We start from the raw sequence: 12,508 nt of genomic DNA on the forward strand, positions 1-12,508 counted from the left end.
GGGGGTGGTTTCCCTTGCCACTTGAGACTTGCCACTGTCATTTAAGCATGCCGGATTCCTCCGGCGATTCCTCCATTTGCAGGTTCTCGGTATCCTCCAGGAGATTTTCCCGGCGGGCCCGTTTGCTGTCGAGCTTGATGCGCAGACGCAGGTCGTTGACCGAATCCGCATTGCGCAATGCATCCTCGTAGCTGATCTGACCCATCTCGAACAACTGGAACAGAGCCTGGTCGAAGGTCTGCATGCCCAGTTCATTGGACTCGGCCATCAGTTCCTTCATGGCGTGAACCTCGCCCTTGAAGATCAGATCCGCCATGAGCGGCGAGTTGATCATGATCTCCACGGCCGGCACTCGGCCCTTGCCGTCGCTCTTGGGGATCAGGCGCTGGGAAACCAGCCCCTTGAGGTTGAGTGACAGGTCCATGAGCAATTGCTGGCGCCGCTCCTCGGGGAAGAAGTTGATGATGCGGTCCAGTGCCTGGTTGGTACTGTTGGCGTGCAGGGTGGACAGACACAGGTGCCCGGTCTCTGCAAAGGCGATTGCATGATCCATGGTCTCCCGGTCCCGGATCTCGCCGATCAGGATCACGTCGGGTGCCTGTCTCAGTGTGTTCTTGAGCGCGATCTCGTAGCTCTCGGTATCCACGCCCACCTCGCGCTGGGTGACCAGGCAGTTGACGTGGTAATGCACGAACTCAATGGGATCCTCGATGGTAACGATATGGCCGTAGCTGTTCTGGTTGCGATATCCGATCATGGCTGCCAGCGAGGTGGATTTACCCGATCCCGTACCGCCCACGAAGATCACGAGCCCGCGCCGGGCCATGGAGATGTCCTTCACCTGGGGCGGCAGATTGAGTTCCTCGGTGGTGGGAATCTCGGTGGTGATGACCCGGAGCACCATACCCGCGCTGCCCCGCTGGGTGAACGCACTGACGCGGAACCGCGAAACGCCTGGAAGGCTGATGGCGAAGTTGCATTCCTGGGAACGCTCATACTCGGCCGCCTGGCGATCGTTCATGATTGACCGCACCAGCACCTGGGTGTGGGCAGGCGAAAGGGGTTGATTGGTGATGGGTGTCATTCGCCCGTCGACCTTCATGGACGGCGGTGCACCCACGGTGACAAACAGGTCCGAGCCCTTCTTGCTGAGCAGGGTCCGGAGCAGGTCGTGCATGAATCGTATGGCCTTTTCTCGATCCATTATGAAAGCCTCGTCAAACGGTCGTCGGAGTGCCCCGCGGACACAGGCAGGCTCACAGGCTGTCCGGGTTGGTCGCCTTGCGGCGGGCGTCTTCCTTGCCGATGATACCCCGCGCCAGCAGTTCCTTGAGACTGGAATCCAGGGTCTGCATACCGACACCATGGCTGGTCTGGATCGCCGAGTACATCTGGGCGATCTTGTTCTCCCGGATCAGGTTGCGGATGGCCGGTGTGCCCAGCATGATCTCATGGGCCGCCACGCGCCCGCCGCCGATGCGCTTGAGCAGGGTCTGGGAGATGACGGCACGCAGGGACTCGGACAGCATCGCCCGCACCATGTCCTTTTCCGCCGCCGGGAACACATCCACGATACGGTCGATGGTCTTGGCCGCGGAACTGGTGTGCAGGGTGCCGAACACCAGGTGACCGGTCTCGGCTGCGGTGAGCGCCAGGCGAATGGTCTCCAGATCGCGCATCTCGCCCACCAGCACGGTGTCCGGGTCTTCGCGCAGCGCCGATCGCAGGGCCTCGTTGAAACCCAGAGTGTCCCGGTGCACCTCGCGCTGGTTGACCAGACACTTCTTGCTCTCGTGCACGAACTCGATGGGATCCTCGATGGTCAGAATGTGCCCGTACTCGGTTTCGTTCTTGTGATTGATCATGGCGGCCAGCGTGGTGGACTTGCCCGACCCTGTGGGGCCGGTCACCAGCACGATACCCCTCGGGTATTCCGAGATCGGTTCAAAGATGCGCGGGCAGTTGAGTTCCTCCAGTGAGAGAATCTTGCTGGGGATGGTCCGAAAGACGGCGCCGGCGCCACGGTTGTGATTGAAGGCATTGACCCGAAAACGTGCAAGGCCTGGGATCTCGAAGGAAAAATCCGTTTCCAGGAACTCCTCGAAATCCTTGCGCTGCTTGTCGTTCATGATGTCGTACACCATGCCGTGAACTTCCTTGTGTTCCAGGGCGGGTACGTTGATGCGCCGCACGTCGCCATCCACCCGGATCATGGGCGGCAGTCCGGCGGAAAGGTGCAGATCCGAGGCACCGTTCTTGACCCCGAACGCGAGCAGCTGCGTAATGTCCATTCAATCCCCCAAGTCTGGCGCCCTGTCAGGCTTTTGCGCGGAGTCTGCCCGCCGCCGGCCGGGGCGTGAAGCGGCATCGCGCATGAACGGTAGTTAACACCGGGCAGACGGATGTCTCCTGATACACGGCCCGTGTCGGAGAGTGGGGCCGAAATCTGAACCAGCAACCGGATTGGAATATAGCACAGCACCATGGACACCTTCTGCGACAGACTCCATCACCTCCAGGCGCACATCGCCGAGACGGCAATTCGCTACGGCAGGGCGCCTGAAGAGATCCGCCTGCTCGCCGTGAGCAAGACGCATCCGGTGGAGCGGGTGCGCGAGGCGATCGACTGCGGTCAACGCGCCTTCGGCGAGAACTACGTGCAGGAGATGGCGGAGAAGGCCAGGGCACTGGCGGACCTCGAGGTGGAGTGGCATTTCATCGGGCCGATCCAGAGCAACAAGACACGGCTCATCGCCGAACTGTCCGGCTGGGTGCACTCGGTGGATCGTGAGAAGATCGCCCGCCGTCTGAGCGAGCAACGCCCGGCGGGCGCGCCGCCCATCCAGACCTGCCTGCAGGTCAATGTCAGCGGCGAGGAAAGCAAGTCCGGCGCCGATCCGGCAGACCTGCCCGCGCTGGCGCAGGCCGTGGCCGGTCTGCCCGGGCTTGAATTGCGCGGACTCATGGCCATACCGGCCGCCACCGACGACGCGGCCCTTCAGCGTCAGGCGTTTGCCCGGGTCCGGGAACTCATGGAGGACCTGCAACGCCGGGGCCACCGCCTGGACACCCTCTCCATGGGCATGAGCAACGACCTGGAGGCGGCCATCGCCGAGGGCGCTACAATCGTGCGCGTGGGCACGGCCCTGTTCGGCGCCCGCCAAAAGCCGACCGGCAAGTAAGTCCAATGCGCCCGGGGACCGGGCCCGGCTTCAGCTGACGGCACCCCTTCATAGACTGCCGGCTTCGACGGGGAGCAGCCGGCACCTCACTCACGACCGGTTCGGCAGGTGGCCTTGACCGGGCCGGGATGAGTATCATCTGGACCATGAGCAACCTGCGGACACCCTCGTCATGAACGAACCCATCGCATTCATCGGTGCCGGCAACATGGCCCGGAGCCTGATCGGCGGACTCATCCAGGACGGCTGGCCGGAGGACGCCCTGTGGGCGGTGGATCCGGATGCGGCACAACGGGAAGGCGTCTCGCGGCGCTGGCCGAGGGTGCACGTGCACGCCGACGCCGACCAGGCGGTGGCCCATGCGGACGTGCTGGTCCTGGCGGTAAAGCCGCAGGTGCTCGGGGGCGTGGCCCGCGGGCTTGCCGGGGCCGTGCAGGCCCGGGGTCCGCTGGTGGTGTCCATCGCCGCCGGAGTGCGTGGCGAGGACATCGAACGCTGGCTGGGCGGCGATCTCCCGGTGGTGCGATGCATGCCCAACACGCCTGCGCTGGTGGGCAGCGGCGCCACGGCGCTGGTGGCCAATGCACGCGTCAGCTCCGATCAGAAGGCGGTGGCAGAGTCCATACTGCGGGCCGTGGGTCTTACCGTCTGGCTGGACGACGAGGCCGCCCTGGATGCGGTCACCGCCCTGTCCGGGAGCGGGCCCGCTTACTGCTTCCTGGTCATGGAGGCCATGGAGGACGCCGGTGTGCAGCTGGGGCTGCCCCGGGAGACGGCGCGTCTGCTGGCGCTCCAGACCGCCTTCGGGGCAGCCAAGCTGGCGCTGGAATCCGAGGAGGATGCGGCCACGCTGCGCGCCCGGGTCACTTCCCGGGGAGGCACCACTGAACAGGCCCTGCAGGTACTGGAATCCGGCGGGCTACGGGAGCTGCTGGCCCGGGCGCTGACCGCCGCCCGGGACCGCTCGCGGGAACTGGCCGATCAACTGGGCAGGGACTGAGCGCCCGGCGACGTGTTCACGGGCCATGAGCCCGCAAGGAGAACCATCACACCATGCCTACCCCCCTTCAGGATGTCAGCGTCTTTCTGGTCTCCACCCTGCTCAGCCTGTACGTGATCGCACTCATGCTGCGCATGCTGCTGGCCATGGCGCGCGCAGACTTCTACAACCCGATCTCCCAGTTCCTGGTCACCGTGACCAACCCGCCCGTGCTGCTGCTGCGCCGGTTCGTGCCGCCGCTGGGCCGGCTGGACACATCGGTGCTCCTGCTGATCATAGTGCTGAAAATGCTTGAGATCTGGCTGGTGGCGACGATGCGGGGCGTGAACCCCCCGTTCGGCGTGGTGTTCATGGTGACGGTGTTCCAGCTGTTGCAATTGCTGATCTACATCTACATCGTGAGCATTATCATTCACGCGATCATGAGCTGGTTCATGGCCGCCGGCGGCCACATGGGGCGCAACCCCCTGTCCGGCCTTCTCCACAGCCTCAATCGCCCGATACTGGATCCCATTCGCCGCGTCATGCCGCAGATGGGCATGGTGGACCTCTCTCCCCTGGTGGCGATCATCGGCCTCAATGTGCTGCTGATCCTTCTGCGCTCGCTTTTCTGACCCCCCGGCGTGACCGAAGGATATTATCGTTGGGAGGATGAGCATCTCTATCTTCGGCTTCGGGTACAGCCCCGGGCCTCGCGGGACGGCGTGGGTGACGTATTGGGAGACCGGCTCAAGATTCAGTTGACCGCACCACCCGTGGATGGCAAGGCCAACGAGCACCTGATCCGTTTCATGGCCCGCTCTTTCGGTGTGAAACGCAGCGCCGTACGGATCACCGCCGGCGAAACCGGCCGGGACAAGACCCTGCGCATCAGCGCACCGGGCCGTCTTCCGGCGGCATTCCCGACCCTGGCGCCGCCCCGCTGAAAACCCGCGCTCGCATGGATGTTTTTTGGCTACACTTGCAATGAGGGGGACGTTCGAAACCCCTTACACCAGGAACCACGGTACGCAACGGAGGAGCATCGCCACATGAAACCCTTGCATGTCATACACACAGTTCTGCTGCTCGCACTCGTCATCGCACCGGGTGCCAAGGCGCAGGCGGGAGGTCAACAGGACTTTGGCGATTTCGTGGTGCACTTCAACGCCATCAATACGGATTTCCTTGCACCCTCCGTCGCGAGTTCCTACGGGATCACCCGAAGCCGAAACCGTGCACTGGTCAACATCAGTGTCATGAAGAAGGCATTGGGCGTGACCGCCGAGCCGCAGCTTGCACATGTCACCGGCAAGAGCGTCAACCTGCGCGGTCAGACCCGCAACCTGTCGTTCCGCGAGATCAGGGACGAATCAGCGATCTATTACCTGGCAGAGATCGGCATTGATGACGGCGAAACCCTCGACTTCGTGATCCAGGCCGTGCCCCGAGGCGGCGACCCCCTGGACATTCGTTTTCGCCAGCAGTTCTTTACACGCTGACGGGGCCGACGGCCCCGGCAGGTGCGGGGCGGCGCAATGCCGGCACTCAGCCCCATGCACGCCAGACCTGCGCCAGCATGTACAGGCCGAAACCCGCCACCATCAGACCCGCTACGGTACGCACCCCGTAAGCCCTGAGCACGCCACCGAGTCTTGCCGCCATGGCGCCCATGAGCAGCAGGTTCGGCAGGGTGCCCAGGCCGAAGGCGCCCATGAGTGCCGCACCCTGCAAGGCGCCGCCGGCAGAGATCGACCAGATCAGCACACTGTAGACGAGGCCGCAGGGCAGCCAGCCCCACACGAGCCCGAGCAAAACGGCCTGGCGAGGGGACCGGACCGGCATGAAGCGCCTGCCCAGGGGTTCCAGGCGCCGCCACAGCACGCCGCCTGCCCGCTCCACCCGTGCCAGGCCGTGCCACCAGCCGGCCAGGTAAAGGCCGAGGGCGACCATGAACAGCCCGGCAAGAATCTGCAACACCAGTTGCGCCTGGTTCACATCCATCATGCGCGTGGCGAACCAGCCGGCTCCCCCGGCAATCGCCCCCGCCACGACATAACTGAGGATCCGGCCGACGTTGTAGGCCAGCAGGATGTGCGGGGATGCGCCCCGGGGCGCATCCCCGGCGGAGATCTCGGGCCGGGCCGTGCCCAGGCTCAGCGCCGCCACGATACCGCCGCACATCCCCGCACAGTGAACACCACCGAGCAGGCCCACCACGAACGCCGCAATCAGGGTTCCGTGCTCGATCACGACACCACCTCAGAACAGCGTGAATTCCTGTTGAACACACACGCCGGTGCTCTGAGAAAACCATCTCGCCAGTAGTCATTCATCGTGCTATCTTAGTCCGCGATTCAACCCAGGGACGCGCCGCACCTGATCCGGCGTTTCCCGCACGCATCTGCATCTCCAATCGAGCGCACCGTTGCGCTCCAACAGGGAGCCACCCCATGGCAGCGAAGAAGACCGCGACGAAGACCAAGGCCGCCGCCTCCGCGGCTCAGAAGCCACCCACCAAGACCGAGATCCTCACCCACATCGCCGGCGAAACCGGCCTGAGCAAGAAGGACGTCGGCGCCGCTCTGGACTCCCTGCAGGGCCTGATCCAGAAGAGCGTGAAACCCCGGGGCGTGGGCATGTTCACCCTGCCCGGGCTGCTCAAGATCAAGGTGGTCAAGAAGCCCGCCACCAAGGCTCGCAAGGGCCGTAACCCCGCCACCGGCGAAGAAATGATGTTCAAGGCCAAGCCGGCCCGCAAGGTGGTCAAGGTCCTGCCGCTCAAGAACCTGAAAGACATGATTTAAGGCCACTGCGGCTGAATAAACGGGGCCCGGCGCTGCCGGGCCCGATCGTTCTGCCGCAAGTGCCAGAGACAGGATACAAGAAGATCCGCGCCTGGCGTCAGTGGTCCCCTGCGTCCGGCATCCTGTCCCTGACACCCTCCTCCGCCTTGAGCTTCGCGCGGATGTAGACCGAATGCGGCACATAGAGGAGGTCGGTGATCTTGCGCACCGTGTATTCCTGGTACTTGTCCAGTTTGCCGTCCGCATAGGCCACGTGCCACAGGTCTTCGATGATGCGCGCGCGGCCCTGACCATCAAAATGCTCGTTGATCAGCCGCACGAACGGATGCAGCGAGAGCATCTCGTCGCTTTCCGAGCGGGCGACCTCCAGGAGTTCGCGGGTCTCCTCATCGCCAAAATCGAACTGGCGCTGAAGTATGCCGGCAATTGCAGCCAGTTCCTTGTCGTGCACATGGAAATCAGCCCGGCTGACCTCCAGCAGCAGGGCGGCCGTGGCCAGATGCAGCGCATGGTCCGGATCCCCACCGCTACCCTGGCCGGAGCGCGGCGGCGAAGCGTCGCGCAGTTCCGCCACGATATGCTGTTCGAAGAAATGCCTGATGCGATCCAGCACCGTGCCCGCCTTCAGTTGACCTGCGCCCGGGCGCGGTAACTGCCGTTCTCGAAACCGCTGAAATACGCCTCTGTATGAGGATGCTCGATGGGCGCGCTCGCGTCCCCCAGTTCCAGGTTGCGCTGCGCCACATAGGTCTGCACCGGCTGACCGTCCACCAGCACGTGATACCAGGGTTCGTCCCGGGGCGGGCGGCTGTGCGCCATGGACTCGTACCACTCCTCGGTACCCTGGAAATCGGGATCCACGTCCACCACCACGCCCCGATAGCCGAACAGGCGGTGATGTATGATCTGTCCGATACTGAAAGCTGCCTGATTCATGGGTTGCGGTACCTCGCGCTCCGTAGCCGTTTGATTCCAATATGGGGGCTTCCTTGTCAATTTCGAGTCCCGGACAGACTGCCGGTTCCCTCTTGCTGCTCAGTGGCGGCATCGAAAGCGCCACGCTGCTGGCCCGGGAGGCGGCCGAACGCCCTGTGACGCCGCTGGTGGTGGACTATGGCCAAAGGGCGGCCCGGCAGGAGGCGCGGGCCGCGGACCGGCTGTGCGCCCATCACGGGCTGAAGCCGGTCCACCTGGACCTCTCGGCCGCGGGGGAAGGCTTTCGCGACGGCCTGGAGAAACGGCCCCACGTGCCCCTGCCTCACCGAAACCTGGTCATACTGGCCCTGGCGGTGAGCTATGCGGGCCGGGGTGGTATCACCCGGGTGGCGCTGGCGCTGAACCGGGAGGACACGGACGCCTACCCCAGCGCCTCGCGGCCGTTTCTGGAAAATTTCGCCGCGCTCGTGGACACCCTGCAACCCGGACTCGAGGTCGCCACGCCGCTCATCGATCTGGACAAGGCCGGAGTCATCCGGCTCGGGCATGCACTGGGCGTGACCTTCGCGGATACCTGGAGTTGCCTTCTGGGACATGAACGCCATTGCGGTGCATGCCCCCAGTGCCGCCACCGGCGTGCCGCGTTCAGGACGGCAGGCGTTGAAGACCCCACTCCCTATCGTCATACGCCGCGTGAGACATGATCCGCCGACTTGTTTATCATGCCTGCCCAGACCTCCCCGTGACCGACCTGCAGTGAGACCGTCATGAACCGACTGGCAGACATCCCCGTACATCCCGCGCCCGGCGTGAAGATCACACCTGAGAACAAGTGCGATTTCTGCACCAACTCCAAGTGCTGCACCTACATTACCCAGGAGATCGATACACCGCGCTCGAAGTACGACTTCGAACATCTCCTGTGGCAGGTGTCTCACGAGAACGTATGCGCCTACAAGGACGAGGATGGCTGGTACCTGCTGGTGGAGGCCCGGTGCTCGCACCTGCAGCCGGACGGACGATGCGGCATCTACGAGGTGCGCCCCGAGATCTGCCGGGAGCATTCCAACGACTACTGCGAGTTCGATGCGCCCGCAGAGGACGGCTTTGATCTCTACTTCCCGGATTACGCCTCGATGCTGAAGTACTGCAGGAAACGCTTCAAGCGGTGGGAAAGAGGGTGAGGGAGGTGGGAATTGAGAATTGGGAAGTGCGAAGTTAAAGGCCTTTCATTCCGACTTCCCAGTTCCCACTTCACACCTCAGAGGGTTTCCCTAACTCCCTGAAGTCCCCGATCGCCGGAAACTCGTCGGTCTCCACCTCGTCACCACGGGAATCGGGACGCCGGACTGCCCTGAGGTGGGCGATGCCGTAGTCGCGGGCGGCGCGCAGCACGGCCAGGTTGTCGTCCACGAACAGGGATCTTTCCGGGTCGAAAGGGATCCTCTCGCGCAGCCTGTCCCAGAAACCGGGTTCCTCCTTGGCGCAACCCAGGTCGTGAGCGGTAACGACCCGGTGGAAGTGACAGCCGATTTCCGTGCAGGCCAGCTTCAGATCCAGGCTGTTCCGATGGGCGTTGGTCACCAGCATGACCTGACGGCCGCTGCGCCTGACCGCATCGAGAAACGGCTCCACGTGTTCATGCACCGAGATCAGGTGAATGATCTCGCGCTTCAGGGACATGATGTCCACGCCCAGTTCCCGGGCCCAGTAATCCAGGCAATACCAGGATAACTGTCCGCGCACGGCATTGGTTCGCGCCCTCAGCCAGGGGCGGACCTCCGCCTCGTCCAGACCCCGCATCTGGGCCAGGCGCACGGGCAGATGCTCCTGCCAGAAGTGGTTGTCGAAATGCAGGTCGAGCAGGGTGCCGTCCATGTCCAGCATCACCGTTTCCACCTGCTCCCAGGCCAGGGCCGGGAATCCTGTCTTCGTCGGACGATCCATGGCGCCATTATCCCTCAAATCGCGCAACCACCCCACCCCGCTGCCACAGCTTCGGGCCCGGTGACGACCGGGCCGCTCAGGCGCCATGCCACGCGGGCAGGTGCGGTACAATAAAGACGGGTTCGGGGCCCGCCGGATCCGCAAGGGGCCATGCATGCGGCAGTTCCCGAAGGCGCTTGTCCCATGCACATGGACACCCCCTCGAGGGCCGGTTGCACACCGCGTTCCGCCTGCTGCCGGGGCCCCGAGGGCGCGTATTCCGAAGGCGCCTCCACTGCGGGGCCTGCCGACACCGAAGGAGAGTGATGTGCGCAAGAAACCGACGATCCTGAGCAGCCGCACAGTCGCCCGCAGCCGCCTGTTCCACGTGGAGGAGGTGGAGCTCGAGTTCTCCAACGGGGTCAACACACGCTACGAGCGCCTGGTGGGCTCGAGCCGGGGCGCGGTGCTGATTGTTCCGGTCATGGACGACGGCAACGTGCTGCTCATCCGTGAATACGCCGCCGGCACCCACCGTTACGAACTGGCCCTGCCCAAGGGGCGCATCGAGGCCGGCGAGGATCTGCTGGCGGCGGCCAACCGGGAGATCATGGAAGAGGTGGGCTACGGCGCCCGGAAGCTCATCCATCTCACCTCGCTGACCGTTGCCCCCGGATACCTGAGCCACACCACCCATGTGGTGCTTGCCCGGGACCTGCATCCACAGCGCCTGGACGGAGACGAGCCCGAGGCCATCGAAGTGGTGCCCTGGCCGCTCGATCGGATCGAGGCGCTCACGGCCCAGGAGGATTTCACCGAGGCGCGCAGTATCGCCGCCCTGTATCTGGCCCGGGAGCGTCTGGCCCGATGACCTCGCGTGCGAAGGACCTTCCCGCGGACCTTTCCCTGGAACACCTGCACAACAATGCCTGCCTGATCGCGCGGCAGGCGGGCGCACTGATCCTGGCGGTCTATGAACAGGACTTTCATGTGACCGAAAAGACCGATCGCTCGCCGCTCACGGAAGCGGACATGGCGGCCCACAACCACATCGTGACCGCGTTGAAGGACCTCACGCCGGCCCTGCCCGTACTTTCGGAGGAATCAGACCGGATCCCTTTTTCGGAGCGATCAGGCTGGCGGACCTACTGGCTGGTGGACCCCCTCGACGGTACCCGGGAGTTCGTCAAGCGCAACGGTGAGTTCACCGTCAACATCGCGCTGATTCATGATCACGAACCGGTTCTGGGCGTGGTGTATGCCCCGGTTCTGGACCTGTGTTACACGGCCGCCCGGGGCCTCGGGGCGAGCCGCAACGCTTCCGGAGCAGGTCCGGAGGCGATCCGCGTCGGGCGGCGCCGGCGCCACCCGGTGGTGGCCGGCAGCCGTTCCCACGGCACCGAACGCATGGGCCGGCTGCTGGAGCGCCTGGGTAAGCACGAGCTCATCAGCATGGGCAGCTCGCTCAAGTTCTGCCTGGTGGCGGAAGGCCGTGCCGACATCTATCCCCGCCTGGGCCCCACCTGTGAGTGGGATACCGCCGCTGCTCAGTGCGTAGTCTGCGAGGCCGGCGGCCAGGTGGTCGACCTGCAGGGGGAGCCCCTGCGCTACAACACCCGGGAGTCTCTGAGAAACCCCGAGTTCCTCGTCATCGGCGACGAGCGCTGGCTGGACACCCTCACGGGAATAGCGTCTTCGATCTGACGCGTTGGCATTGCAATCACGGGAACACGAAGAATGGCCGGGGTAAAAAAGATTCTTTCGCGTGAGAGGAATTCCTTGAACTTCTTCGTGCCCCTGGTGAGCCTCGTGGTTCAGAAGGTTCAGATGCGCCGCTGCAGGCCCGACTGGTTGATCAGCGTGGCGGCAATCTCCTCCACGGACATGAAGGTGATGTTGAGGTAGGGGATGTGTTCACGGCGAAACAGCGCCTCGGCCGCCGCCAGTTCCCTGCGGCACTGCTCCGCGCTCGCGTAGGTGGTACCCGGACGCCGCTCGGCACGGATCTGCTGCAGGCGTTCCGGATCCACGGTCAGACCGAAGAGCTTGTGGCGATGCGGTACCAGCTGGCCGGGGAGATCGCCGCTGTCAAAGTCGCCCTCCGTGAGAGGGTAGTTGGCCGCCTGGATGCCGTACTGCAGGGCCAGGTACAGGCAGGTGGGCGTCTTGCCGCTGCGCGACACGCCGATCAGGATCAGGTCGGCCATGGGGTATTCGCGCACGACCGCACCATCATCGTTGGCCAGCGCATAGTGCAGCGCGTTCATGCGGCGCGTGTAGGTATGGAGGTTGCCCATGCCGTGCGAACGGCCGGTGGCCGGCGCGGCCGGAATGTCCAGGACCTCCTCCAACTTCGGCGTGAAGGTGTCGAAGAAATCGAACACCACGCCCTTGCAGTGGGCCAGACCATCACGCAGGCGGCTGTCGATGAGCGTGCTGAACACCAGCGGCGGGACGCCGTCATGTTGCGCGGCACGCTCGATACGCACCAGCACCGCATCGAGTTTCTCCGGCGTATCCACAAACGGCAGGCTCACCGGATTGACCTTCAGACCGTTGAACTGGGTCAGCAGGGTATGGCCCAGGGTCTCGGCGGTGATGCCGGTGCCATCGGAGATGTAGAAGACGGTACGCACTTATGAAGTGGGAAGTGTGAATTGGGAAGTGGGAATGGCATT

General features: G+C 64.2%; 17 protein-coding genes. 10 read left to right on the forward strand and 7 right to left on the reverse strand.

Annotated elements, in window-relative coordinates; translation table 11 throughout:
* Nucleotides 1–37 precede the first annotated feature (37 nt).
* Entirely contained in the window at nucleotides 38–1,204 is a 1,167-nt protein-coding gene (locus THITHI_RS0108810) for a PilT/PilU family type 4a pilus ATPase (RefSeq protein WP_026186199.1), read from the reverse strand.
* 52 nt (nucleotides 1,205–1,256) lie between these two features.
* Entirely contained in the window at nucleotides 1,257–2,291 is a 1,035-nt protein-coding gene (locus THITHI_RS0108815) for a type IV pilus twitching motility protein PilT (protein ID WP_018232721.1), read from the reverse strand.
* A 192-nt stretch (nucleotides 2,292–2,483) separates the two neighbouring features.
* Here THITHI_RS0108815 and THITHI_RS0108820 point away from each other — a divergent pair, with 192 nt between their 5' ends.
* The 5 genes from THITHI_RS0108820 (at nucleotide 2,484) to THITHI_RS0108840 (ending at nucleotide 5,663) form a co-directional block, all read left to right on the forward strand.
* Entirely contained in the window at nucleotides 2,484–3,182 is a 699-nt protein-coding gene (locus THITHI_RS0108820) for a YggS family pyridoxal phosphate-dependent enzyme (protein WP_018232722.1), read from the forward strand.
* A gap of 172 nt (nucleotides 3,183–3,354) precedes the next feature.
* Nucleotides 3,355–4,182, forward strand: a complete 828-nt coding sequence (gene proC, locus THITHI_RS0108825; RefSeq protein WP_018232723.1) for a pyrroline-5-carboxylate reductase — start codon at nucleotides 3,355–3,357, stop codon at nucleotides 4,180–4,182.
* 53 nt (nucleotides 4,183–4,235) lie between these two features.
* Complete coding sequence (locus THITHI_RS0108830; RefSeq protein ID WP_018232724.1) at nucleotides 4,236–4,796, forward strand: YggT family protein; 561 nt, start codon at nucleotides 4,236–4,238, stop codon at nucleotides 4,794–4,796.
* A 9-nt stretch (nucleotides 4,797–4,805) separates the two neighbouring features.
* Nucleotides 4,806–5,108 carry a DUF167 domain-containing protein gene (locus THITHI_RS0108835; protein ID WP_018232725.1) on the forward strand — a complete coding sequence of 101 codons (303 nt, stop codon included), beginning with the start codon at nucleotides 4,806–4,808 and terminating at the stop codon, nucleotides 5,106–5,108.
* Nucleotides 5,109–5,213: 105 nt separating this feature from the next.
* Nucleotides 5,214–5,663 carry a DUF4426 domain-containing protein gene (locus THITHI_RS0108840; protein WP_018232726.1) on the forward strand — a complete coding sequence of 150 codons (450 nt, stop codon included), beginning with the start codon at nucleotides 5,214–5,216 and terminating at the stop codon, nucleotides 5,661–5,663.
* 46 nt (nucleotides 5,664–5,709) lie between these two features.
* On the opposite strand, the gene THITHI_RS0108845 is transcribed toward THITHI_RS0108840, so the two are convergent.
* A complete protein-coding gene (locus tag THITHI_RS0108845; protein WP_018232727.1) occupies nucleotides 5,710–6,414 on the reverse strand; it encodes a sulfite exporter TauE/SafE family protein in 705 nt (234 codons plus the stop codon).
* A 200-nt stretch (nucleotides 6,415–6,614) separates the two neighbouring features.
* On the opposite strand from THITHI_RS0108845, the gene THITHI_RS0108850 reads away from it, so the two are divergent.
* Nucleotides 6,615–6,968, forward strand: a complete 354-nt coding sequence (locus THITHI_RS0108850) for an HU family DNA-binding protein (RefSeq protein ID WP_018232728.1) — start codon at nucleotides 6,615–6,617, stop codon at nucleotides 6,966–6,968.
* A gap of 97 nt (nucleotides 6,969–7,065) precedes the next feature.
* Here the strand turns inward: THITHI_RS0108850 and THITHI_RS0108855 are convergent, their stop codons facing one another.
* Both THITHI_RS0108855 and hspQ read right to left on the reverse strand, forming a co-directional pair.
* Nucleotides 7,066–7,581: a tellurite resistance TerB family protein gene (locus tag THITHI_RS0108855; RefSeq protein WP_018232729.1), complete on the reverse strand. Its 516-nt coding sequence runs from the start codon at nucleotides 7,579–7,581 to the stop codon at nucleotides 7,066–7,068.
* A gap of 11 nt (nucleotides 7,582–7,592) precedes the next feature.
* Complete coding sequence (gene hspQ, locus THITHI_RS0108860; protein WP_018232730.1) at nucleotides 7,593–7,904, reverse strand: heat shock protein HspQ; 312 nt, start codon at nucleotides 7,902–7,904, stop codon at nucleotides 7,593–7,595.
* 53 nt (nucleotides 7,905–7,957) lie between these two features.
* On the opposite strand from hspQ, the gene THITHI_RS0108865 reads away from it, so the two are divergent.
* Complete coding sequence (locus THITHI_RS0108865) at nucleotides 7,958–8,608, forward strand: 7-cyano-7-deazaguanine synthase (RefSeq protein ID WP_083908776.1); 651 nt, start codon at nucleotides 7,958–7,960, stop codon at nucleotides 8,606–8,608.
* Between the two features lie 63 nt (nucleotides 8,609–8,671).
* On the forward strand, nucleotides 8,672–9,088 hold the full coding sequence (locus tag THITHI_RS0108870) for a YkgJ family cysteine cluster protein (protein WP_018232732.1): 417 nt from the start codon (nucleotides 8,672–8,674) through the stop codon (nucleotides 9,086–9,088).
* A 70-nt stretch (nucleotides 9,089–9,158) separates the two neighbouring features.
* On the opposite strand, the gene yrfG is transcribed toward THITHI_RS0108870, so the two are convergent.
* Nucleotides 9,159–9,851 (reverse strand): GMP/IMP nucleotidase, encoded by a 693-nt coding sequence (gene yrfG, locus THITHI_RS0108875; RefSeq protein ID WP_018232733.1) that lies wholly within the window; start codon nucleotides 9,849–9,851, stop codon nucleotides 9,159–9,161.
* Between the two features lie 307 nt (nucleotides 9,852–10,158).
* On the opposite strand from yrfG, the gene nudE reads away from it, so the two are divergent.
* Together nudE and cysQ are read left to right on the forward strand one after the other, a co-directional pair.
* A complete protein-coding gene (gene nudE / locus THITHI_RS0108880) occupies nucleotides 10,159–10,701 on the forward strand; it encodes an ADP compounds hydrolase NudE (protein WP_018232734.1) in 543 nt (180 codons plus the stop codon).
* Entirely contained in the window at nucleotides 10,698–11,534 is an 837-nt protein-coding gene (gene cysQ, locus THITHI_RS0108885) for a 3'(2'),5'-bisphosphate nucleotidase CysQ (protein ID WP_018232735.1), read from the forward strand. Before nudE ends, cysQ begins: the two co-directional genes overlap by 4 nt.
* Nucleotides 11,535–11,653: 119 nt before the next feature.
* Here cysQ and ppsR read toward each other — a convergent pair whose 3' ends face one another.
* Nucleotides 11,654–12,466 (reverse strand): posphoenolpyruvate synthetase regulatory kinase/phosphorylase PpsR, encoded by an 813-nt coding sequence (gene ppsR, locus THITHI_RS0108890; RefSeq protein ID WP_018232736.1) that lies wholly within the window; start codon nucleotides 12,464–12,466, stop codon nucleotides 11,654–11,656.
* Nucleotides 12,467–12,508: the final 42 nt, after the last annotated feature.

The organism is Thioalkalivibrio thiocyanodenitrificans ARhD 1 (genome assembly GCF_000378965.1).
Taxonomy (GTDB): domain Bacteria; phylum Pseudomonadota; class Gammaproteobacteria; order Ectothiorhodospirales; family Ectothiorhodospiraceae; genus Thioalkalivibrio_A; species Thioalkalivibrio_A thiocyanodenitrificans.